The sequence below is a fragment of the Cohnella sp. genome (assembly GCF_041640265.1).
GTDB lineage: Bacteria > Bacillota > Bacilli > Paenibacillales > Paenibacillaceae > Cohnella.
The window spans coordinates 1-22916 of record NZ_JBEQAP010000023.1; the positions used below are offsets into that span (position 1 = coordinate 1).

The 22916-nt window shown below is 47.2% G+C and carries 22 protein-coding genes; 21 read left to right on the plus strand and 1 reads right to left on the minus strand.

The window, feature by feature from the left end:
- Positions 1-577: 577 nt before the first annotated feature.
- The 6 genes from ACESLK_RS16825 (at position 578) to ACESLK_RS16850 (ending at position 8645) form a co-directional block, all read left to right on the plus strand.
- A complete protein-coding gene (locus ACESLK_RS16825; RefSeq protein WP_373230770.1) occupies positions 578-3199 on the plus strand; it encodes a stalk domain-containing protein in 2622 nt (873 codons plus the stop codon).
- 138 nt (positions 3200-3337) lie between these two features.
- On the plus strand, positions 3338-4504 hold the full coding sequence (locus ACESLK_RS16830; RefSeq protein ID WP_373230772.1) for a sensor histidine kinase: 1167 nt from the start codon (positions 3338-3340) through the stop codon (positions 4502-4504).
- Positions 4504-5226, plus strand: a complete 723-nt coding sequence (locus tag ACESLK_RS16835) for a response regulator (protein WP_373230773.1) — start codon at positions 4504-4506, stop codon at positions 5224-5226. Before ACESLK_RS16830 ends, ACESLK_RS16835 begins: the two co-directional genes overlap by 1 nt.
- Positions 5227-5373: 147 nt before the next feature.
- Positions 5374-5769, plus strand: a complete 396-nt coding sequence (locus ACESLK_RS16840) for a hypothetical protein (protein WP_373230774.1) — start codon at positions 5374-5376, stop codon at positions 5767-5769.
- Positions 5770-5946: 177 nt separating this feature from the next.
- Positions 5947-7866, plus strand: coding sequence for an ATP-dependent helicase ComFA (locus ACESLK_RS16845; RefSeq protein ID WP_373230776.1), 1920 nt, complete (start codon positions 5947-5949; stop codon positions 7864-7866).
- Entirely contained in the window at positions 7863-8645 is a 783-nt protein-coding gene (locus ACESLK_RS16850; RefSeq protein ID WP_373230777.1) for a ComFC family protein, read from the plus strand. Before ACESLK_RS16845 ends, ACESLK_RS16850 begins: the two co-directional genes overlap by 4 nt.
- A gap of 393 nt (positions 8646-9038) precedes the next feature.
- Here the strand turns inward: ACESLK_RS16850 and ACESLK_RS16855 are convergent, their stop codons facing one another.
- Positions 9039-10376 (minus strand): glycosyl hydrolase, encoded by a 1338-nt coding sequence (locus ACESLK_RS16855; RefSeq protein ID WP_373230779.1) that lies wholly within the window; start codon positions 10374-10376, stop codon positions 9039-9041.
- A 234-nt stretch (positions 10377-10610) separates the two neighbouring features.
- Here ACESLK_RS16855 and ACESLK_RS16860 point away from each other — a divergent pair, with 234 nt between their 5' ends.
- The 15 genes from ACESLK_RS16860 (at position 10611) to ACESLK_RS16930 (ending at position 22886) form a co-directional block, all read left to right on the plus strand.
- Positions 10611-11027 (plus strand): TIGR03826 family flagellar region protein, encoded by a 417-nt coding sequence (locus tag ACESLK_RS16860; RefSeq protein ID WP_373230781.1) that lies wholly within the window; start codon positions 10611-10613, stop codon positions 11025-11027.
- 82 nt (positions 11028-11109) lie between these two features.
- On the plus strand, positions 11110-11379 hold the full coding sequence (flgM, locus tag ACESLK_RS16865; RefSeq protein ID WP_373230782.1) for a flagellar biosynthesis anti-sigma factor FlgM: 270 nt from the start codon (positions 11110-11112) through the stop codon (positions 11377-11379).
- A gap of 36 nt (positions 11380-11415) precedes the next feature.
- Positions 11416-11919, plus strand: a complete 504-nt coding sequence (locus ACESLK_RS16870) for a flagellar protein FlgN (RefSeq protein ID WP_373230783.1) — start codon at positions 11416-11418, stop codon at positions 11917-11919.
- 36 nt (positions 11920-11955) lie between these two features.
- Complete coding sequence (gene flgK, locus ACESLK_RS16875; RefSeq protein WP_373230869.1) at positions 11956-13506, plus strand: flagellar hook-associated protein FlgK; 1551 nt, start codon at positions 11956-11958, stop codon at positions 13504-13506.
- 36 nt (positions 13507-13542) lie between these two features.
- Positions 13543-14466: a flagellar hook-associated protein FlgL gene (flgL, locus tag ACESLK_RS16880; protein WP_373230784.1), complete on the plus strand. Its 924-nt coding sequence runs from the start codon at positions 13543-13545 to the stop codon at positions 14464-14466.
- A gap of 23 nt (positions 14467-14489) precedes the next feature.
- Positions 14490-15056 carry a DUF6470 family protein gene (locus ACESLK_RS16885; protein ID WP_373230785.1) on the plus strand — a complete coding sequence of 189 codons (567 nt, stop codon included), beginning with the start codon at positions 14490-14492 and terminating at the stop codon, positions 15054-15056.
- 79 nt (positions 15057-15135) lie between these two features.
- Positions 15136-15573, plus strand: coding sequence for a flagellar assembly protein FliW (fliW, locus tag ACESLK_RS16890; RefSeq protein ID WP_373230786.1), 438 nt, complete (start codon positions 15136-15138; stop codon positions 15571-15573).
- Between the two features lie 16 nt (positions 15574-15589).
- Complete coding sequence (gene csrA, locus ACESLK_RS16895) at positions 15590-15838, plus strand: carbon storage regulator CsrA (RefSeq protein WP_373230787.1); 249 nt, start codon at positions 15590-15592, stop codon at positions 15836-15838.
- A 114-nt stretch (positions 15839-15952) separates the two neighbouring features.
- Complete coding sequence (locus tag ACESLK_RS16900; RefSeq protein WP_373230788.1) at positions 15953-16720, plus strand: flagellin N-terminal helical domain-containing protein; 768 nt, start codon at positions 15953-15955, stop codon at positions 16718-16720.
- Positions 16721-16860: 140 nt separating this feature from the next.
- Positions 16861-17268 (plus strand): flagellar protein FlaG, encoded by a 408-nt coding sequence (locus ACESLK_RS16905; protein WP_373230789.1) that lies wholly within the window; start codon positions 16861-16863, stop codon positions 17266-17268.
- Positions 17269-17285: 17 nt separating this feature from the next.
- Positions 17286-18812, plus strand: a complete 1527-nt coding sequence (gene fliD, locus ACESLK_RS16910) for a flagellar filament capping protein FliD (protein WP_373230790.1) — start codon at positions 17286-17288, stop codon at positions 18810-18812.
- A 13-nt stretch (positions 18813-18825) separates the two neighbouring features.
- Positions 18826-19212 (plus strand): flagellar export chaperone FliS, encoded by a 387-nt coding sequence (gene fliS / locus ACESLK_RS16915; RefSeq protein WP_373230791.1) that lies wholly within the window; start codon positions 18826-18828, stop codon positions 19210-19212.
- On the plus strand, positions 19205-19531 hold the full coding sequence (gene fliT, locus ACESLK_RS16920; protein WP_373230792.1) for a flagellar protein FliT: 327 nt from the start codon (positions 19205-19207) through the stop codon (positions 19529-19531). The genes fliS and fliT overlap by 8 nt, the downstream gene beginning before the upstream one ends.
- Positions 19532-19588: 57 nt before the next feature.
- Positions 19589-21859 (plus strand): motility associated factor glycosyltransferase family protein, encoded by a 2271-nt coding sequence (locus ACESLK_RS16925; RefSeq protein WP_373230794.1) that lies wholly within the window; start codon positions 19589-19591, stop codon positions 21857-21859.
- Between the two features lie 19 nt (positions 21860-21878).
- On the plus strand, positions 21879-22886 hold the full coding sequence (locus ACESLK_RS16930) for an NAD-dependent 4,6-dehydratase LegB (RefSeq protein WP_373230795.1): 1008 nt from the start codon (positions 21879-21881) through the stop codon (positions 22884-22886).
- The last annotated feature ends 30 nt before the right edge of the window (positions 22887-22916 follow it).

Sequence of the window (22916 nt, forward strand, 5' to 3'; positions counted from 1 at the left end):
TAAACTTCATAGTAGAGCATCTCCTAGGATAGAATGTAGTGCCTTCGTGGGGCCTACCTCTATCCTATAGGGGTGCTTCATTATTTACAAAGTGGAAATTTAACGCTCTACAGGAATGCTGAGCGAACGGGATATCGTCATAAAGGAGCGAGGGGTAGGGGCATCTGACGAAAGTGTTCCCTCAATTTAGCTGTAGTTTTTTCACGTAGAATCTCCACAGTATTACCTTCCTCCCGATCTAGTTGGAGTCTTCCAAGTAGCATCATTCACCAGCACCGCAGATACCCAGCATACAGTCTCTCGACTAAACAAATTTAACATTCTCTCCAGATGAAGAGATTTTAATAATATTATTATGTAACTTTTCGCTCCGAACAGAGTCTATTCATTTAGGAGAAGCTATAAGTCTACTTGGCTTCCTCCTAAATCTAAATAGATATGCAGGAGAAATTACATGCAGAAGCTTAATCACAATTTCGCAAAACGATCCAAATCTATGAATATCATACCTAACGCTATAACATCATCCCCCTCTCGTAAAAAGACATCAAAGATAGTATTGCCTCTAATTGCTGGAATGCTCGCACTTTCGGCTCCGCTTAGCGCTGTTTGGGTCGCCGTCCCCGTCGCTCATGCGGCTGCTCAAGCTCCCACCTATAAGCTAGTGTTGAAATCGGAAACGGTCGTCACCTCTGGCGCCCGTCACAAGTCATACGCATGGGTATCTTCAGACGCTAGAGAGTCAACTGAAATGATGCATGTAATTCAGATTGACCTGAACAATCCTTATGTCCAATTGAACGCTCTCGGCGGGCAAAAAGGCAGCGTAACCTTCGGGCAGAGTGTCACAGCTATGGCTAAAGGGACGGGTGCGGTAGCCGGGATAAACGCAGACGTGTTCGGCACCTCTAACGAAGGTGCTCCAATCGGTGCCCAGATTACTTCCGGTCAGCTTCTTGTAAGCACCTCTCAGCTGAAGGGCATGTATGCTTTCGCGGTTACTAAGGATCGCAAGCCGATGATTGATGAGTTCACTTTCAATGGCACGGTTACTGTAGGTCAGGGTGTGGCGACATTCCCGCTCGCTGGTGTGAACAAGTCTACTTACCGGACAGAGCCTGACAACGGCTATAGTCATGTCGATAAGCTCTATATGTATACGAGTGCTTGGACTGCACCTGATAGACCAAAGGGAAGCGGGACGACACCTACGGAAGCGTTAGTCGTGGACGGTATTGTCACGGAGATATCCAATGGTAAGCCGCTGGCGACGACGGTGATCCCAGCGAACGGGTATATTCTTCGCGGCCATCGCTTAGCGGCCGATTTCATAATCAATAAATTGAGAGTCGGGGATACGGTTCAGGCTCATTATGAACTCCAATCGCTCACCAACGGAAAGACATACGATCAGTCACAATTCGAGATGATGGTAGGCGGTCATACGCTGCTGGTTGAGAATGGCAAAGCCGCAGCCTTCTCCCGCAACATTAACGGGGTAAGCGGATCGGCAGATCGCGCACGTACGGCTGTCGGTTATTCTAAGGACGGCAGCACAGTTTACCTCATCACCGTAGAAGAGAATGGCGGCCGTGATGGAGTTTCTCTCAAGGATATGCAGCTGATGATGACAGACCTCGGTGTCTGGAAAGGCGTTAACCTCGACGGAGGCGGCTCGACGACAATGGTTTCGCGCCCGCTTGGAGATTTCTCCGTGAGACTGACTCATCCAACATTCTACGGTACGACTCAGCGACAGGTGTCCAACGGTATCGGCGTATTTACAACAGCACCCGCCGGAAGCATCAAAGGGATTGTCGCTAGCGGCCCGCAGACGTTATTCATCGGACAGGAAACGAACTATTCCTTAAAAGCTTACGACACTTATTATAACCCGATCGATCCGAACGGCTTGAAGCCTTCATGGAAGCTTAGCTCATCGATCGGAGCTTTTAACGAAGGGAAGTTCACAGCCGCCAAAACCGGTAAAACAACGTTAACCGTCACAGCTGGTCAAGCTAGCGCCGATATCGCTGTAGAGGTCATCGGGCAAGAGCAGATTGAACGGCTTACAATTGAGCCAGGCAGCACGGTGCTCAAACCTGGCAGCACGATTTCCGTTCCTGTGAAAGCTCGTCTTAAGGATGGCAGGGAGTTATCCGTTCCTGCTTCTGCTATCAAATGGGAATTCTCAGGCATTACGGCTGCCGTAAGTGGAGGTAAACTTACCGTCAACACCGTTAAAGAAGGTGTTGCTGCCGGATACGCCATCGCGCGGTATGACGGATTCGGTACGGTTGCCGTACTTTCATCGGGCACTGAGAAGTCTCTGGAGAACTTCGAAAATGTGGCTTATGATATCGGGTTTACGGGACTGCCGGCACAGACTTTCGGTACTGCTGCTATCGTAACGGGTATCCCGGAACGAGAATCATCGAAGGCGCTTAATCTAGCTTATGACTTCACGGTAGGCAGCGGCAGCCGATTTGCCTATGCCGTCTTGAATGGCGGGGCCGGAATTGCGCTGGATGGTGCTCCGACCTCGATGACGATGGATGTGCTGGGCGATAACAGCATGAACTGGTTGCGCGCGGAATTCATCGATGCGGACGGGAAGCAAAAATTCGTCACCATCGCACGTATGATTGATTGGTCGGGCTGGAAGACGGTCCGTGTCGATCTGGCTGCATCTAACATTAAAGGTCCGGCACGTCTGACGAAGCTATATGTCGTTAACCTCGAGGAGGATCAGGACGAGCGTGAGCTTCAAGGTGAGATTGCGATCGACGACATCACTCTGCAATATCCGCCTGCCCCAATTACTATCAAAAAGCCGAATATCGTTATGAATATCGGCAAAACACAAGCGAAAGTGGATGGAGCTGCGGTTAAGCTGCCTGCGGCACCTTTCATGAAGGATGGAGTAACCTATCTCCCTCTAAGATTCGTAGCAGAAGTAATGGGTGGACAAATCGATTGGAGCAATCCGGAGAAAAGAGTAAGGGTACTAAGAGGAGATACGATGCTTGAACTTTGGGTCGACGGTAAGGATATGTCACTTAACGGAGTTCGGCAACCGATGACTTCTGCGCCGATTCTTAAGAATGGCAGTGTTTATGTTCCCGTCCGTATCATCTCAGAGCAGCTAGGGCAGAAAGTGGATTGGGCGAGCGCTGACAAAACCATTACAATTCACTAATCTTATGTCTAAAGTCCCTCTTTTGGCTTCACGAATCGTATAAATATGCTATTATTGATACGAGCCCTAAATCCGCGGACACCCTACCTATAAGGTTTCTCCGGCAGCGGACCGGGATCGGATAAGGGAGTCGAGACTGTGGATTATCGTGTGAACGAGATCGACCAAGTCATCCAGAACGCGATAAGTGTAATGGAAGACAGTAAAATACAAGTATTCGAAATATGCGAGTCCGCCCGCAAGGAGCTTCAGACCCTGGGGCAGGAGCTGGAAGTCGTGCTGAAGGAAACAACCGACACGATTGATAAAGTCGATCATCTCGAGCGGGACTATCGGCTAGCGCGTATCCGGCTTACTGAAGTGAGTCGCGATTTCGTCCGTTTCTCGGAGATTGATATTAAATCAGCCTACGAGAAAGCGACACAGCTGCAGTTGGACCTGATGGTTTACCGGGAAAAGGAGAACTACCTGAAGGCCAGGCGCGACGATTTGCAGAAGAGAGTTAAGAATGTTTCGCTTTCTATTGAGCGGGCAGAGACGATCGGTTCGCAAATGAACGTCGTGCTCCAGTATTTGTCCGGAGACCTTAACCAGGTAACGCGCATATTAGAATCAGCCAAGAATCGTCAGCTTATCGGCCTGAAGATCATTCTTGCTCAGGAAGACGAGCGTAAGCGGATTGCCCGTGAAATCCATGATGGACCTGCTCAATCGCTTGCCAACCTGGTGCTGAGGACAGAGCTTGCGGAGCGTATGCTGGAGACTAAAGACATGGAAGTTATTCGCTCCGAGTTGATTGACCTGAAGGGGCAGATTCGCTCTGGACTGGGAGAAATTCGCAAAATTATTTTTAACCTCCGCCCCATGGCGCTTGATGATCTTGGGCTTGTGCCAACGTTGCGCAAGTTCGTTCAGGATTTCGAGGAGAATACTCGGATCCGCTCTAAATTCGAAACTTCGGGCAAGGAGAGAAGACTCTCATCTGCCATGGAAGCTGCCATGTTCCGTATGGTACAGGAAGCATATAGCAATGCCTTAAAGCACGCTCAACCAACCTACGTCAAAGTGGAGATAACCTTTTTAGAAAACGAGGTTCATCTATTTATCGAAGACAATGGCATTGGTTTTCATACTGATCTTGTCGAGTCGCGGGTAAGAACGCACTCGCATTTCGGTCTGATTGGGATGAGAGAACGTGTGGATTTATTACAAGGGAATCTGGAAATTGAATCGGTTGCGGGTCAAGGGACCAAAATCCGTATTCAAGTGCCTACCAATAGAGATATGAAAGGAGATGAAGGTTAATGGAGACGAAGACAGGGACGCGAATAATCAAGGTACTTCTTGCAGATGACCACCAGCTCTTTCGTGAAGGTCTGAAACGCATTCTCAATATGGAAAGCGATTTGGAAGTCATTGGAGAGTGTGGAGACGGCATTCAGGTGCTTGAATTCTGCAACCACATCAAGCCTGACGTTGTTCTGCTCGACATTAATATGCCCATTGAGAGCGGCGTAGTGGCGACAGAGCGATTAAGGGACATTTTTCCCGACATTAAAGTTATTATTCTGTCCATTCATGACGATGAAAGTTACGTATTCGAAACCCTGCGCAAGGGAGCAACGGGTTATCTTCTCAAGGATATGGAAGCCGAATCGCTCATTAATGCCATCCGAACCGTTGCTGAGGGGAATGCTTATATTCATCCCAAGGTGACCGGGAAGCTGATTAATCAGCTTCGACGCATGACCTATCTAGATCAGATCGGCGCCGCTTCCGGAACAGCCGCAAGTAAGGAAACGATCACGAAGCTTATTCCGCGTGGGAACAATCCACTCACCCGCCGTGAGGCTGAGGTGCTTCGGCTTATGGCTGAGGGCAAGAGCAATAAGACGATTGGCGAGAATCTATTCATTAGTGAAAAAACAGTCAAGAACCACGTCAGCAGCATTCTGCAGAAAATGGAAGTCGACGATCGCACACAAGCGGTTATTCATTCCATCAAATTCGGCTGGGTAACGTTGTAGCTCTAATGGACAGGATGGACTAATTACTTACATATTCAGACACAAATAAGCGCGGCTCTCGGTCAGTAAATGACCGGGGACTGCGCTTTTTTCATGCGAACACTCTTCTAGCACCCGGCATATATTGCCTCTAAGGAGGTGGTCGCCGTGATTCCCGAATTACTGTGGATTGTCGGCTTTTACGTTGCGGCTGCGGTCATCGTGCATGGGATAATGGGGCGAAGAACGGACTTAAATCGTCGCCAGTATGTACTTGTCGCAGGCAACCACCAAATGCAAATCGAATGGTATATTCGTGCGTTGCAACAATTCTCGCTTCGAACGGGTACTGAGATTGGGATTACAGTTGTGTTAAATGAGTCATCTGATGATACGGGTCGCATTATGGAGAAATTTGCACGCCATGATGCAGCCATAGCGGTTTTTCGGCAAGAGCCTAGTATGTTGTCGCTAGCGGAATCTGGCTTGGAGTGTCTGATGCCCAAGCATGCAATCTGGGTTGAACTCGCGCGAAAAGAAGATTTGGCGAGACTGCCGTTGTAAGATGGCAGCCGTTAGGCTTTTGGGATGGGTTGTTGGATTGCAACGCGTAATGTATAATAATAGCAAATGTACTTGATAGAATGAACGGGTGAAGCACACTCGCGATTCTGCCTTCGGGGCGGACGTTGCGGGTGTGTTTTTTTGTGTTTAGCAGCGATGTAATCGGAGGTGATGGAGATGAAGGCTTCACTGTATATGGTTTATTCAGAGGAGGGATGGAATCCTTTCTGGTCCATTTCTTTGGATGTGGATATCGGCTTTTGGAGAGATAAGGGGATGGTCGGCTGGAATGACCCGCTCCCATTAGGAATTGCGGAAATGACATGTCACTTATTAGTGCAAAAGCCAGAGCTTCGAGGGCAAACTTTAACATTCCTGGAGGCAGCGGAGGTACTTACTGGAGCTGTGCAGGAGGTGAACCTGAAAGGTTATGAGGCGGGAATTTCGGGGGTATGGATGCTGAATGGGGATGAGTCAGCTAACTTAAGCTTGGTTTCACTCTTGCGTAGTGACTTAGATACAGACATTCTGGTAAACATGGCTCAGCGGATAGGAGAAAAACTGCGCGGTCGTGCCCTGCTGAGTGCTGAGGTGGATGCTGTCTTAGAGGATATGCATCTGGATTATGGATCCGAGAAAATCATATCGGCTATACAGCTAGCCTCGTTGCTCGGGCTCGTAAAGCTTACTGCGGCTGTAGGTATTATGGAGTCCAAAGAAGGGTATTCTCGAAGTCGCTGGAACTCTTTTCAATTCTGGAAGGAGCATAAGCCGGTTATTGCCTGCCGACGTTGCGGAACTGAGGAGAAGCATGGCTTGCGCAGAAGTCCCTGCGCTTCATGCGGTCTCTTGTGCGCTTACTGTGAAAAATGCCTTACTATGGGGCGCACCCGTGAATGCGGGTTACTCGTACTTGGGGTGCATGAAGGATCTCGTGTACACTCCCCTCGTTCTCAAACCGACATCCCCGCAGTAAATTCTCTTAATATAGAGCATTGGAAACTAAGTCCGGCACAGACCGAAGCAGCGGGCGAGGCTCTCCGATTTATCAGGCATACCGTTGAGGAAACCTCCCCGAGAGATCGGACCTTTCTCCTATGGGCTGTCACTGGGGCTGGTAAGACAGAGATGATATTTCCTCTTATTGAAGAGGTTGTTCGATCGGGTGGTCGTGTGGTTGTGGCGACACCGCGCAAGGATGTCGTACTCGAGCTGGCTCCGAGATTAGCAGCTGCTTTCCCAAGAACAAGCCTTAGCGTTCTCCATGGAGGCAGTCCTGACAGATTCGGAGGGGGTTCGATAACGCTCGCAACGACCCATCAGCTGCTCCGTTGCCATGAAGCGTTCGATCTCGTGTTGATTGACGAGCTGGATGCTTACCCCTACCACAACAACCCTATGCTTCAATATGCGGCAGCTAAATCCCGGAAGAGCGGCGGAGTAACTGTGCTGCTTAGCGCAACGCCTCCTCTAGAATTGCAACGTCAAGCGGCACGCGGCAGACTGCCTCATGCTAAGGTACCCGTCAGATATCACCTGCATCCGCTTCCTTTACCAGTAAGAGTGGCAGCGAAGCCGTTGTTCGTGTGGACTCGTAAGGGTGCGATGCCCTCTCGGGTACTTATGAGGTTGAAGAAGTCAGTCGATAGAGGTGCACAGCTTTTTGTTTTTGTCCCATATATTGCGGATGTGAATGGCTTAGTTGCGCTGCTTAGGGATTACGCTCTTCAACTTGGACTCCTTCCGGAGGTTGTTGAGGGGACCTCATCGAAAGATCCTTCTCGCGGTGACAAAGTCAATTCCTTTCGAAGCCGATCTATCCGCATACTCGTTACGACTACGATTCTAGAACGAGGGGTTACCGTTCCGAAGAGCGACGTATTTGTATTTAGCGCAGATAATCCGCAATTCGACTCTGCAGCACTGGTGCAGATGGCCGGAAGATCCGGTCGCTCCATAGACGATCCTAACGGTTTCGTATACTTCATTGGCAAGGAGTTTACGTTGTCGCAGAGAGATGCGATCCGTCAAATCAGCACCATGAATCGAATTGCGGCTAAGAAGGGTTATCTTAAGAGACAGGGGGAAGAAAAGTGAAGAGCTTCAGTCGGTGGATGCAGCCCAATTCAAGCAGTTGTCCCGTTTGCGGATCGCAAGTGCGAAAGGCATGTGCCTCAGATGCTTCTCCTATTCCAATCCGTCATCCCGGTCCGCGATCGGTATTGTTGTCTTTGTGCGGCGGGTGCAGAGAGGCGATCCCATGGATTGCTTCACCGATTTGTCGTGTTTGCGGCAGGCCTGAGATTTGCGGTGATTGCGAAAGGCTCGATGTTCGTCATTATGAGGTTTGTCGGAGCGCAGTAAGGTATAACTCTGCCATGAAGGAATGGTTGGCGCTGTATAAGTACAGAGGGAGAGAAGTCCTAGAGCCCGTGATGGCAGCCATGCTGGCTTTCGCTTATGAGCAACTGCAAAGGGACTTCATAAGCCGAGGTGGCATGTCTTCTTCTCAGCCCATAGTAACTTCAGTACCTCTCGCAAGGGAGCGGCTGGAGGATCGGGGATTTAATCAAGCGGAGCGAATGGCGGTGAGGTTAGCGGGGTGGTATGGACTTGCATATTCCCCTCTGCTGAAGCGGCTGTTCCATACCGAGAAGCAGAGCCTTAAGGATCGACGCAGCCGGACATCAGATATGCGGGGTATATTTATGTTGGACGAATCGTTCTCCACGGTGGAGGGAGCTGCGTTCTTGTTAGTCGACGATATTTATACAACGGGAAGCACAATCAACGAATGTGCGCGAATATTAAGGACGGGAGCCTCTCACTCCAACGGGGATCCACTTGTTCTCGGGCTGCAGTGGGCTAGGTCTTAACAACACTGATTACAAGCATAAACGACAATGTCGTCCATTAAGGTTCACATAACGTTTACGTTTAGACGATAACCTGACCGCTCTTTATAGGTAGACGTATAGCGGATTTGAGGCAATGAGCTTCTACAAATAACTGCGAATAAGCTGTTATTTTCCCTCAATACACCTGATTTAGTTGAATAACATCAAATTTACAGTTATTCTGGATACGAGTTATCGAGATCTCACTTTTGTTTCAAAATAACTGCAATAGGTTGTTATTCTAGTGCCAGAACCCTTCCAAGACGAAAATAACTGCAATAGATCGTTATTCCGAAGGGATACCCCCGAAAGATATAAATTCTGTTAAAAAACCTACCGGGAATCAATCTCGGCAGGCAGCTTGTTTCTTCCTTATTTTTTCAGTAGCTGAATAGTCTTCGTGCTTATGTCGAGCTTGATTTTATAACCAAAATCGTTCGCGATTGCCCGAACCGGCAAGCCCTTGACTCGGCGAGTATCCCCGTAGAAGCCCTTAGGGATGCTTTTGGAAACGATGGTATAGGTTTTCTTGAAGGCTCCGGAAGATACAATTGCACGACTTCCAATGACATCAACCTTTAGACCGAGGAACTGACGGAACACATCTACATCGCTGTAAAGCGTCCCTTTATTATCAAAATGAAGCCCGCGCACGGAAAGTAACTCCTGCCTTGGCTCTGTAGGCATCTCGGTAACTTTGGATAAATAATAATCCTTGGCTACGATGTTTTTATAAGCATTCAACACAATAGGATCGTTGGTAATGGAATAATCATTGATCTTCCGACCGACCGGCGCATTCACGAGATTGTTTACATCGAAGTAAAAGATGGATTTCACCCGAGGATACAAGGTGGGAAGCCATTTATACATGCGAGTGATTTTCTGTGCCGCGAAATCAATGTGATAAGAGTTATCCGTAACGGTGTAATGCGTTGCGCCGAATTCGGATATTTGGATCGGCTTCCGAGCGCTGAAGGTGTTGTATACATAGTCCAGCAATTTCAATGGATCTTCCTTGTCTCCACGGTTACGCAAGTCATTATTGTGATAGACGACATTATAGACGTTTACGCCAACCCAATCGACATATTCATCACCAGGATAATAGCTCGTGATGGATTGCTCGGGAAAGGTGAATACGGTCCAGACCATAGCTACGTTAGGAGCCTCTTCTTCCATGACTTGGTGAACAAGGCGCCATTTCTCGATGTACTGCTTGGGATCACCTGAATAAGCGGCCCAAGTTCCATTCATCTCGCTGGCATAACGCAAGAAAATCGGTACGCCTGAAGCATTGGCAGCCTGCGCGAATTCGCGCAAATAAGCATTGTCTTCTACTTCATCAAGACCGTTGTTAGGCTCGAAAGCAATATGCGGGACAGCTCCGGCTGCAATGACACTGTCTACCCATGTCTGAGGGAAAGGCTTTCCGTACCCGACATAACGGAAATAACTTGCATGCTGTTTACCGGTTACTTCATTGAAAGTATTCATATCCGCCTTGATGAATTCATCTTGAATAACGTAAGCTCCAAGGTAAGCGCCGCTAACAGGCTCGAATTTAGCGGGCTGATAATCGTCTTTCACTACGAGTACAGTCCAATCGTCCAAAGCAGCGGAGCTTAAAGTCGTACCTGATAGAAAAAGAAGGACGGCTACGAATGCTGCTACGATAGATTTAGCTGCAGAAGTGCGATGAATCCTCATGAGAACCTTGAAACCTCCTAGAATTTCAATAATCTAGGAATTATATTTGATCACTTATATAACCGTCAAGACAATTATTTTCCATTAAACGACATTACTTGCGGGGTGGTATCTGATATTATCCCATTTCCATACATCGTTCATACTTCTATCTCATTAAATATCTTTTTCCAACAAATACTAGTATAATAACATAAACTTGACTTTAAATTTGTCTGGAATGGAGGGGCAGTAATGGATTTAGCCAATTGTCCCCGTTGTGGGAGATTATACGCCAAGAATTTTCGTGACGTATGCACGAATTGCCATCAGGCTTTAGAGAAAGACTATGAACGATGTGTGGGGTATTTGCGCGCGAATAAAGGGTTGACCATTCAACAGCTTTCGGATGATACGGAAATCAGCATTAAACAAATTACTAAATGGATCAGAGAAGGCCGAATTTCTTTAATGGGTGCACCGAACATGTCTTATCCTTGCGAAGTATGCGGTATACTCATTCGGGATGGACATATGTGTGATTCATGTAAAGGTCGTCTAAGCCGTGACGTTAAGAATGCGCAGTCTACGGGACAGCTTCAGCATAATCCCGATGAGGCTAAGAACAGCGGTGCTTATCAGATTGGAGACCGACTGAACGACCGCAAATAACAGTTACTCTAAACATTTCATAAACGTTGACCGATAATAGAAATATACATTATCGGTTTTTTTATATATTGGAGTGATATTTGTGAAAATTAATGATTCGCAGCGAATTGGTGCTTATCGCACCTATCAACAGAATAATGATGCACGTACCAATCAAGCTTCCGGCAAGCGCCGCAAGGATGAGGTACAGTTCTCCGCAGAAGCAATGGAGCTATTAGGTGCTCAACGCGCAATCACGGAAGATCCGAATCGCGCTCAGCGAATTGAGAGCCTGAAGAACGAAGTGTCTTCCGGAACGTATACAGTAGATGCCGAGAAGCTAGCCGAGAAATTGCTTCCTTTCGTGCAGTAGCAGCCGCTTGGAATGCAGAAAGCAGAAGGTGATAACATGGCATTTCACGATTTATGTGAAGCATTGGAGACGTTGCTGGTTCAACATGAGCAATTGCTAACGTTTGCGCAGCAGAAGAAAGAAGCTCTAATCAGCAATGATGTGAGCCTACTTACCGAGATGGTCAATAAGGAATCTAGACTTGTTAAGCTGATTCTCGAAACCGAAGCTCGTCGTCAGAAGGCTGTCGCGGCTTTTTTAGTAGAGAAGGGCTTAGGTCAATTGCCTGATATCAAGGTAACGGATTTAACTCGCATGATTACGAATGCAGAAGAAAAGCTGAAGCTTTCGGATTTGGCAGAACGTTTGATCCAGGCTGTCGAGCGGCTAAAGGCGCTGAACAATATTAATGTACGCTTGACCCAGCAGTCCATTGAGTTTAACGATTTCTCCCTGAGTCTGTTGACGGGTATCTATGACGACCAGGATTTTGTTTATAAGAAGCCGTCCGATTTATCTCAAGGGCAGCTTAACCTCAAATTTTTTGATTCCAAGGCATAGCATTTCTACTTAAGAAACGAAACGGGGAAGATGATGATGCGATCGACCTTCCATGGATTGGAAACGGCCAAGCGCAGCTTAGTTACACAGCAGGTAGCGCTACAAACAACAGGGCATAACGTTGCGAATGCGAACACGGCGGGATATTCCCGGCAAACCGTTAATATGGTTGCCTCCAAACCAATGGAAGCGGTCGGGATGATGCGTTCTAATGCTCCGGGGCAGTTAGGAACCGGTGTTGAGTTTAGTTCGATTACGCGAATCCGCGAAGGATTTTTAGATAACCAATTCCGTAACGAGAACCAGAATAACGGAAATTGGTCCATACAAGTAGATACCCTCCAGAAGCTGGAGACGATTGTCAACGAGCCTTCTGAGTCCGGATTACGTTCGGTGCTAGATAAATTTTGGAATTCTTGGCATGACCTCAGCGAGAACCCGGAGAGCATTACGGCAAGAAAGCTTGTCCGCGAGACGGCCAAAGCGCTTACTGATGCTTTCAACCAGACCAGCAGACAATTGAGCGACCTTAGCGCGGATCTTACGGAGAATATCGATATTAAAGTTAACCAGATGAACACGGCTATTCAGACGATTGCAAGCTTGAACGCTCAGATTCAACGGACAGAAGGCTTTGGCGACAACGCCAACGATTTGCGGGACCAACGGGACTTGCTGGTCGACGAATTGTCGAAGATTGCTAACATTACTGTTCGGGAGACGTCAGATAGCTACCAGGTGACATTAGGAGCTCAGGTGCTCGTCGACAATGTCACTCCCACTCTAATGACATTAGATGGTATTCAAGCTAGCTTCGGAGCAGATCTTACTGGCGGCGAAGTGTATGGGATGATCAAGTCGCGTGATCAATATGTCGCAGATTACCAAAGTCAACTTAACACGTTGGTCAATGGATTGGTTAACGGAGATATTACGGTTACAATTCCTGCAGGAGCAGTTCTACCGGAAGGTACCGTGCTTGATGGAGTAACATACACCGGATCTGCAAGAACTTTAACATCCAGCTTAACGGCAACGGTTAAGGGCTTGAATGGCTTGCACCAGCTAGGGTATACCACACAAGATCCATTAAAAGCCGGAGGGACATTCTTCGTTTCGAAAGACGGGGGGCCACTTACGGCTGGCAACATACAGATCTACGCGGACATTGAAGCCGATGCTTCTAATATTGCTTCCTCAATGAGAACATATATGGACGGAACCACGGAGAAAGTTGTTGTCGGTAATAAAGATTTGGCTATGCTTATTGCTCAGTTTAACGAAACCAAGATCAATTTTGCCTCGGTGAGCCCTAGCGCGAGTACGAGCTTAGGCACAGTTAACGATTTCTTTCGTTCACTTGTCGGTCAGTTGGGTATCCAATCTCAAGAAGCGCAGAGGCAGGCAGACAATTCCAAGATCGTCATCGATCAAGTGGAGTCCCGTCGCCAATCTGTTAGCGGTGTATCACTCGATGAAGAGATGACGAACATGATCAAATACCAACACGCTTATAATGCGGCGGCCCGATTCATGACAACAATTGATGAGTGTCTAGATAAGATCATTAACGGCTTAAGCAGATAGCCATAGTATTTAGATTAGAGAGCGAGGAATACAAATATGTTTGGTCGCGTTACTCAGGGTACCCTAACGTCTCAGTTGCTTCGTAATATCAACTCCAACTTAAACCAATCGCAGATCTTACAGGAGAAGCTGTCAACAGGCCGGGAAATCAACCGTCCTTCCGACGATCCGGTTGGTATTACCTACGCACTCCGTTATCGAAGTGATTTGGCGGTTAATGAGAGGTTTCAGACCAACGTTGATTCGGCGACCTCCTGGCTCGATTTCAACGACACATTGCTGTCTCAAGTCAACGATGTTCTTAAGAGGGCGAAGGAACTGGCGGTGCAAGGCTCGAACGGAACGAACCCGCAAGTTGCATTGGACAATATTGCCTTGGAAATCAAGCAGTTGAAGGAACAATTGGTCGATATCGGAAATAGCCAACTTAAGGGAAAGTACGTATTTAATGGACAGTTTACGGACAAGGCAACGTACGACCCGAGTGTCGATCCCAAGACCGTTGTGACGGACTATGGAAAACTTGACTATATCATTGGTGCAGGAGTTCAATTGCCTGTGAACTTAACCGGGAGCGATGTGTTCGGTTATCCTCCTACGGGTATAGCTGCTTCCAAGAACGAAGACGACAACGCATTTCATGTTCTTGATCAAATGATTTCCAGTTTGCAATCGGGTAACTACAGCGGGGTCAGTGCCCAAATTCCGTTCCTCGAAACGAGAATGGACAAGGTGTTAACACAGCAGGCAGAAATTGGCGCCAGAGTGAACCGGGTTGAGTTAATGGAAGGTCGCTTGAAAGATTTGAGTCTAAACCTGCAAACTTTGCAGTCCAAGACCGAAGATGCCGACATTGCGGATCTGATCATTAAATCGAAAGTAAACGAAAGCGTCTATCAGGCGTCGCTCTCAGTCGGGGCCAAAATAATAGCGCCGACTTTAGTGGATTTTCTGAGATAAAACAGGAGTGAGGTGAGCGCGATATGGTTCCCTTCATATCTGTACAGTCCCAGAAAGGGCTCATAAGAGTGGATTCGGAGCGGGGGCGCTTCGAAATTCACAGGCCGAAACCCGATGTGCAAGTTGAATCTAAGCCACCGGTCATCACAGCGAACAACGGGCCAGGAGAACTGATTATCGATCAGTCCCGATCTTGGGATGCGCTGAACGGCGGGAAGCCGGATGCATTCTGGAAGCGAATTAATTCACAGTACAAGGGGATTGCGCAGCAAAATTTGGTGCGTATTGTAGAGGAAGGCAATAGGATAGGCGATTTGAGAAATCGTGGAAATCCGATGCCGGATATGGCGCTGAATGAATTTGTGGAGGGAGCTCCCGATTTACAGGTATACGGTGAAGCTTCACCGGATAACGTCGACATTCACTATGTGCCTAGAGATTTAAACCTGCAAGTGCAACCCGGTGAATTGAATATGGACGTACAGGTCCATCGTCCGGAAGTGACGTACCATCGGGGAAGTGTGAAGGTTCAAATGATGCAGTACCCGAAGGTGACCATTACGTCACCACAGATTAATATTATGGCATAAATCAGGTTCAGGGTATGATAGCTATAGGCGGGATCGCGCGCCATAGCTATTTCTTATTTTCAACAATGGGGGAAGCTACATGAAACTGAACACGGCGAGGTTTGGCGAGCTAGAAGTAAGGGAAGAGGACATTATACAGTTTTCTGAGGGGATTCCTGGATTTGAGCAGTCGCACCGGTTTATGCTGATTGTAATTGAAGAACAAGCTCCTTTAGCCTATTTACAATCAGTTGATGATGGAGAACTGGCATTCATTGTAATCGATCCGTTTGAATTTTTCCCAAATTACGAATTTGAATTGCCCGAACTTGCAATGAGGGAATTGCAAATAGAGTCGACCAATCAAATCATCGTCCGAACAATCGTGAGCGTTACTGGTGAACTTGAGCTGGCGACTGCCAACTTGGTTGCTCCCGTTGTCATAAATAATAGTTCGAGATCAGGCAAGCAATTGGTTCTCTCGCGAACAGACTATACGACCAGACATCGGTTGTTAGCGCTGGATGCAACGAAATAGAAGGGAGCGGAAACAGATGCTGGTGCTTTCCCGCAAGAAAGGGCAGTCCGTCATTATACAAGATCAGATTGAAGTGACGATACTGGAAATTGACGGCGACATAATTAAATTAGGGATATCCGCTCCGAGGGAAGTCCAGATCGTACGGAAGGAACTGCTCACCTCGATCAAGGAAACAAACCGCGATGCTGCCGGGTTGCAACTGGATGTCCGAAGTCTAGCAGACAAAATCAAAAAAACGAAAAAAAATTTCGAGCAGCTATAATACATTTCGTCCCGGCATCCGATAAAGTAATCAGAGCAGGTTCCGGGCGGCCGATCGGAACCAGCCGAATCCACATGGATGTGGAAGTTTACCCACTCAAGGAGGAAATGAATCATGCGTATTAATCACAACATCGAAGCGTTAAACACTCACCGTAACCTGCTTCTGAACAACTCCGCTGCAGGCAAAAGCATGGAAAAGCTGTCTTCCGGTCTACGTATCAACCGTGCAGCTGATGATGCAGCCGGCTTGGCGGTGTCCGAGAAAATGCGTGGACAAATCCGCGGTCTGGAACAAGCACAGCGCAATACACAGGACGGCATCTCCTTCGTACAGACGGCGGAAGGTGCGATGAACGAAGTGAGTGCAATGCTCACAAGGTTGAAAGAACTGAGCGTTCAAAAGGCCAATGGTACTTATTCTGCAACTGATAAAGCAAACATCACTACAGAGATGACTCAACTTGGTTCACAAATCGACAGCATTCTTAATAACACTAAATTCAACGGTATTAACATCACGTCTAACGTGACGATTCAAACCGATGACAACGCTCAAGTGATCACTGTCGTGGGTGTCGCCAACACTGGGTTAACTGGTCTTAATGGCGCAACAACTTTGGCTAATATCGAGACGGCGATCACCAACGCTTCAACGGAACGCGCCAAACTCGGTGCCAAGCAGAATCGTTTGGAGTACACTTCGAACAACCTCGGCACGACGGTCGAGAACCTGACCGCTGCCGAATCCCGTATCCGTGATACGGACATGGCGAAAGAGATGGTCAACCTTTCGAAGAACCAAATTCTGCTGCAATCGGCTCAGGCAATGCTTGCCCAGGCAAATTCAGCACCGCAAGGCGTTCTCTCACTTCTTCGTTAATCGTCCAAAGCAAGTTCGACAGAGACCTTGGTTTATCCAGGGTCTCTTTTTTCGTTTGCGCACGCAGCAAAAAAAGCTAAACAATTCGTATCCAACCGTCGATATATAAGGTAACAAGATTGAAGAACGGAGTGACCGAGATGAATGTGCAAACGACCAATAATGCCTCCCAAACACCGATTCAACCAGTTCAACCCTCTAAACCCTTAAAGCAAACTTACCAGCCGCCTGCCGGATCTCAGGATTCGATCTCGAAACAAGTTCAGGTTCGTACAGGAAAGGAATTGCAAAAAGCGGAAGATCAGGGTACCAAAATATCAGTCGGCCAAGAGCAGTTGGTCAGGGCTATAGACCGGGCAATTAGAGCGCTGGAAGGTCCATCAACATCGTTCGAAATGAAGGTGCACGAACAGACGAACACCATCATGGTGAAAGTCATCAACAAGGACACAGGTGAGGTCATTCGTGAAATTCCTCCGGAAAAGACGCTGGATTTGGTTGCGAAGATGATGGAATTTGCCGGTATATTAATTGACGAAAGAGTATAACTAAGGAGGGAAGAGATATGAGGATTTCAGGTTTTTCGTCCGGGTTGGATATTGACGAAATCGTTTCAAACTTGATGAAAGCGAAGCGTGTGCCGCTCGATAAGCTGACGCAGAAGAGAACGACACTGGAATGGCAGCGGGAGCAATATCGGGACATTAATATCAAGTTGGTAGACTTCCGCAACAACAAGCTGTTAAATTACGGATTGGAAAGCTCCATCGGAGCCAAGCAAGTCAACATCACCGGCAATACAACTGCTGTCAGCGCAAAGGCAAATTCAGGCGCTGTAGCGGGTACGATGACTGTAGAAGTGACCACTCTGGCAACTGCCGCCAGTCTGACAAGCTCATCCGGCATAGGAACGGTAGACACTAGCAAGACGCTAAGCGAATTGAAGACTGCGGGGACCATTAACTATACGCCCGACGGTTCCGGGAATGTGACATTTACGATCACGAACGGAGCTTCTTCCGATACGATTACAGTTAGTGAATCGGATTCTTTGGCGTCGGTTGTCTCGACCATCAACAGCAGCGACGCGAAAGTCAATGCGTTTCTGGACAGTGCAACCGGAATGATGTCGCTTACCTCGAAATCGACCGGTGCTGGCAGCATCACAGTCACTGACGGTCCCGAGGGTTTTCTTGCCAATTTCAACTTGACGGTATCAACCGCAGGGGCAGATACCACCGGCCTTAAAATCAACGGGATTGCCACTACCCGCTCAAGCAACACGTTTACGGAAAATGGAGTCGAAATTACACTGAATGCGCCGACTGGCGGAACGGCAGCTACATTAAACGTCGTGACCGACGCGGATAAAGTTGTCGATACAATCAAATCTTTTATCCAAGATTATAACAATATATTCGATTTAGTTAACGGCAAGCTGAATGAAGAGCGATACCGCAAATATCCGCCTTTGACCGCTGACCAGAGGGCAGGTATGAAAGAGGACGAAATTAGGCTGTGGGAGGAAAAAGCGAAGAGCGGCCTTCTCCGCCGCGACTCCTCACTTTCTAAGATGGTAAGCGATGCAAGGCTTGCCTCGATTACAAATGTATCAGTCGGAGGTACGTCAGTCGAATTGGCTTCTCTTGGTATAACGACAGGTACATGGGAATATCGTGGCAAGCTGGTTATTCAGGATGAAGCGAAGCTTCGCGCAGCGATTGAAGCCGATCCCGATCAAGTTATGAAATTTTTCACGCAGCAAACAACAGAAACCGATCCGACCTTGAAGGTGTCGCCAACAAACCCTGACAACGGCTTGTTTAACCGTTTATCCAACGTCGTAATGGCTGCGTTAAATGAACTGGCTACAAAAGCGGGAACCTCCAAATATAGTACGGACATAAACACCGCGTTCCTTCCGTCCAGCACCATTGGCGATCAATTAACTTCGATCGATTCGAGATTGGTCGATTGGAACCGTCGTCTGACCTTGGTTGAGACGCGATACTATAAGCAGTTTACGGCCATGGAGACGGCAATGAACCGTTATAGCGCGCAAGCCGGTAGTTTATTCGGGGCATCGAGTTAAGGAGTGAAATTTTATGATATCAACCCCCTATCAGAAATATCAACAGTCATCCGTTCAGACGGCATCTCCCGCACAACTGATTATCATGCTGTATGACGGCGCAATCCGGTTCGTCAGGCAGGGTGTTGAATCCATTGAAAAGCGCAACATTGAAAAAGCTAACTATAACCTGATTAAAGCGCAAAATATTATTCATGAACTGATAGCCTCGCTAAATTTTCAATACCCGCTTTCAACTGATCTTGCACGTATTTATGAGTACATGCTGCACCTACTCATTACAGCAAACATGAATAAGAGCAAGGAACCCGCAGACGAAGTGCTGTCTCACTTGATAGATTTGAAGGAAGCATGGTCACAAGCTGCTAAACAGGTTGTTTCATCAGCTCATCATGGATGAACTGCTCCGGTTAGTGCTGGATGAGTCGCGGCAGGTAAGCCAACTGGATCAACCACCGGATTATGAACGAGTTGAACGGCTTGTAGAAACAAGACAGGCGTTAACCGAGGCGGTGGAGCGAAAAGGGAAATTGACGCAGCAGGAAAAGCTCCTGATTCGAGAAATTTTACAATACGATCCGGTCATTATGCGTCATATGCAAAGGTTGAAAGATGAGGCCATGCAAGGCTTAAATCGCCTGAATACATCCAAAAAACAGAAAGCAGCATACAACCCTCCGGGCTTTCAAGACAGTATTATGTTTAACAAGCAAAAATGACGACTAGGCAATAGATACATGCTCGTTTCGTTTTGATGAATAGATGGAGGTACCGAGATGGGCGGCGAGACTTTTGAAATTGAATCCGCATTGGATGAAATAAAACGATTTTTACCGGGATTGATCGAAGCCTGTGAAGACGTCTCGGAGTTGTTTTACGAGTCAGTTACGGAGCAAACCTGGCAGATGTTTGGTCAATTGGTGCAAGCAATGGACGATCTATATAGAGCATCAAAAACGGTTCATAACGAACTTGTGCAAATAGGAGACTATGCTACCATTTTCCCTGTATTTGCAAATTTTATTTCGGAATTTTCAGAGCAATTTGAAACGTTGAACAGACACGTTGATGAAGAAGAGTTTGTTCAGGCAGGAGATCATATCCAGTATGAACTTGCTTCATTGTTTCTACATCTTAAGTCCTTGCTTGGCGATGAACAACCGGTTAAAGAACGCCGGTTTGCTGCGAATCTTGCCTTTTTGAAGCAACATTTTGCTCATGTGTACGAAGCTATCCGCGGCTTGGAACTGGATCGTTCCCGCTATCAGGTAACGTATGCCCGAAATGGACTTCCCAATCTTTGTGTAGCTACAGCAGACAACAAAATGATTAGCTTTTACAGCCATTACGATCCGCATCACGAAGCTGAACGATGGGCAGAATCGATCGCCGAAACGATAAACGGCAAATCAAATGTACTCGTTTTCGGTTTCGGTTTGGGTTACCACATGCTGCAATTGGCCCGTAAGTATCCGGAACATCAACTGGTTATTTTCGAGCCGGATGAACAATTACTTCTTGCCGCCATGGAAGCTGTCGATTTTCAGGAGTTATTCTCTCAGATCAATATTAAATTGTTTATTGCTGGTTGGAATAAAACGTTAAGAGATTCTGCGTTTTATTACTTTGCGAGGCGTGAAAAAGGTAAAACGGCTATCACCGCTATTCCTGTGTATGATAGACTGGATATCCGCAAAAAACTGGATTTTTTTGAGGATGCCAAAACAGCCATCATGCTTTTTGAGGTATCGACACGAACTCGGAATGTGTTCGGATTTCAATGGCTTCAGAACAAGCTGTTCAATATAGCTCATATTGTGAATACCCCCTCGATTCGTGGATTACAAGATAAGCTGGAGGGTATAACCGCGGTCATTGTTGGCGCGGGACCCTCTTTGGAGGCGGATATCGAGACGCTGAGGAAGCTGAAAGATCATGCGCTGATCATTGCCGCCGGCACTTCAATTCAATCTTTGAAGCATTTTGGTATTACCCCGCATTTGATCGTATCCGTGGATGGTTCAGAAGCCAACTATGATGCGTTTAGTCATCTGGATGTGAATGACGTTCCTTTTCTATATAATCCGTTGATCCAAAACAAAATTATTGAGAACAAGAATAAGCTATTTCACTTTTTGATTGATGGTGATTTAACCTCCCGTTACACGGTCGGATGGACAATGGAAGACCCCGTTTTTAGTTCTCCCCCTTCCGTAACCGGACCGGCAATTCAAGGGGCCATCTATATGGGATGCAAGGATATAGTTTTTACGGGTCAGGACTTCTCGTACCCCGGCACACACATTTATGCTCCCGGTGCCAAACACGTAAGCCAGGAACAAAGCGATTCTATGATTGAAACGGCTGATATGCAAGTCGAAAATGTTCGAGGCGGCATGAATCGGACCAATAAAATGATGCGCGTTACATTAAGTGAAATTGAAAAAGTGCTTGAAATGTATCCGGGTATCCGGTTTATCAATACTTCACAAGTAGGGGCTAAAATCAAGTGCACGGAATGGCAACAGATGGAGAGTGTGCTGAAGCGTTCGGAAAATGTAATCGTTCCTCATAATTTCATGGACGAGTCGATGGCAAAATATTTGCAACCATATAGCGAATCGCGCAAGATGGAGATAACAAATCGTTTGTTTCAAATGCCAGGGAAGCTTGCTAAGATGGAAACGACTCTGAAGCGGATCGAACAGAAACTTGGAGGGCTTCGGGGGTTAGGGCGAATGAAGCCGAACAAGTGTCAAAATATAATGGTGGAAATCGAACAGATGTGGGAACCAATTATGAAAAACGAGCTCTTCACAGCCTTAATCGCAGTGGCTATCCCAATCGAAGTTCTTGAATATGATCGTAATCTTCCAGAGCTGGCTCAAGAGAAAAATGTCATCAAGAAGGCTGATTTGTTCTGCGAAGTGCTGGGAACCTTTATAAATGCAATGAAAAACTGTTTGCCTCAGTTGAATGAAATCGTACAGGAAGCGGTGCGCAGAGTCGAGTTGCGGATGCAAATGGCGGCAGCCGAAGAACTGTAACGATAAGGAGCAGCAATTTATGGCTAAATTTCGAAAAGTGTTGGTTACGGGAGCCGATGGATTCATCGGCTCTCACTTAACAGAAGCGCTCGTACGTCGCGGATACGACGTGCGTGCTTTCGTACTATATAACTCCTTTAATTCCTGGGGCTGGCTCGATCACTGTGCGGAAGATGTCCGTGGAAAATTCGAAGTGTTTGCTGGTGATGTTAGGGATCCGAACGGGGTCAGAGAGGCGCTTGGTGGCTGCGATGCTGTTCTGCATTTGGCAGCGTTGATTGCTATACCATACTCCTACCATTCTCCGGATACTTATGTAGATACGAATATCAAGGGGACGTTAAACGTTCTTCAGGCCGCAAGGCAGCTTGAACTCAGCAAAGTAGTGCATACTTCCACTAGTGAGGTTTATGGCACTGCATTGTACGTACCGATAGATGAAAAACATCCTTTGCAAGGGCAATCCCCTTATTCAGCGTCCAAAATCGGAGCTGATCAAATGGCTCTTTCATTTTATCGCTCATTCGGATTGCCGGTTGGGATCATTCGCCCGTTTAACACCTATGGTCCCCGACAGTCGGCCCGAGCCGTTATCCCAACGATCATTACTCAACTTGCGCAGGGGAAAAATAAAATTCAGCTGGGATCTGTCCATCCAACTCGGGATTTCAATTATGTCGAGGATACCGTTCGAGGATTCATCGCGTTTATGGAATCGGAGCGGAGTATTGGGGAAGAGATCAATATCGGTAGCAATTTCGAAATATCCGTTGGCGAAACGGCGAATATGATCTCCCGCTTGATGAATGTGGATCTGGAAATGGATATGGACCATCAGCGTATGCGTCCTGAAAAAAGTGAAGTGGAGCGTCTTTGGGCGGATAACCGGAAGGCGGATTTATTATTGAACTGGAAGCCGCAGTATGCCGGGGAAATTGGCTTGGAAGCAGGACTTCGACAGACGATCGAGTGGTTCACGCAAGCTTCGAATCTGAAACATTATAAAGCCGATTTGTACAATATCTGATATTGCATCGAGCTCAGAGGGAGTCGGTCT

Excerpts from the sequence above, each read along its gene's own strand:
- ACESLK_RS16835 (WP_373230773.1), top strand. The coding sequence starts at position 4,504 with ATGGAGACGAAGACAGGGACGCGAATAATCAAGGTACTTCTTGCAGAT.
- fliD (WP_373230790.1), top strand. The coding sequence starts at position 17,286 with ATGAGGATTTCAGGTTTTTCGTCCGGGTTGGATATTGACGAAATCGTT.
- ACESLK_RS16870 (WP_373230783.1), top strand. The coding sequence starts at position 11,416 with ATGGCATTTCACGATTTATGTGAAGCATTGGAGACGTTGCTGGTTCAA.
- flgL (WP_373230784.1), top strand. The coding sequence starts at position 13,543 with ATGTTTGGTCGCGTTACTCAGGGTACCCTAACGTCTCAGTTGCTTCGT.
- ACESLK_RS16855 (WP_373230779.1), bottom strand. The coding sequence starts at position 10,376 with ATGAGGATTCATCGCACTTCTGCAGCTAAATCTATCGTAGCAGCATTC.
- fliS (WP_373230791.1), top strand. The coding sequence starts at position 18,826 with ATGATATCAACCCCCTATCAGAAATATCAACAGTCATCCGTTCAGACG.
- ACESLK_RS16900 (WP_373230788.1), top strand. The coding sequence starts at position 15,953 with ATGCGTATTAATCACAACATCGAAGCGTTAAACACTCACCGTAACCTG.
- ACESLK_RS16825 (WP_373230770.1), top strand. The coding sequence starts at position 578 with ATGCTCGCACTTTCGGCTCCGCTTAGCGCTGTTTGGGTCGCCGTCCCC.
- ACESLK_RS16860 (WP_373230781.1), top strand. The coding sequence starts at position 10,611 with ATGGATTTAGCCAATTGTCCCCGTTGTGGGAGATTATACGCCAAGAAT.
- ACESLK_RS16845 (WP_373230776.1), top strand. The coding sequence starts at position 5,947 with ATGAAGGCTTCACTGTATATGGTTTATTCAGAGGAGGGATGGAATCCT.
- ACESLK_RS16905 (WP_373230789.1), top strand. The coding sequence starts at position 16,861 with ATGAATGTGCAAACGACCAATAATGCCTCCCAAACACCGATTCAACCA.
- ACESLK_RS16885 (WP_373230785.1), top strand. The coding sequence starts at position 14,490 with ATGGTTCCCTTCATATCTGTACAGTCCCAGAAAGGGCTCATAAGAGTG.
- fliT (WP_373230792.1), top strand. The coding sequence starts at position 19,205 with ATGGATGAACTGCTCCGGTTAGTGCTGGATGAGTCGCGGCAGGTAAGC.
- csrA (WP_373230787.1), top strand. The coding sequence starts at position 15,590 with ATGCTGGTGCTTTCCCGCAAGAAAGGGCAGTCCGTCATTATACAAGAT.
- fliW (WP_373230786.1), top strand. The coding sequence starts at position 15,136 with ATGAAACTGAACACGGCGAGGTTTGGCGAGCTAGAAGTAAGGGAAGAG.
- ACESLK_RS16925 (WP_373230794.1), top strand. The coding sequence starts at position 19,589 with ATGGGCGGCGAGACTTTTGAAATTGAATCCGCATTGGATGAAATAAAA.
- ACESLK_RS16930 (WP_373230795.1), top strand. The coding sequence starts at position 21,879 with ATGGCTAAATTTCGAAAAGTGTTGGTTACGGGAGCCGATGGATTCATC.
- flgK (WP_373230869.1), top strand. The coding sequence starts at position 11,956 with ATGCGATCGACCTTCCATGGATTGGAAACGGCCAAGCGCAGCTTAGTT.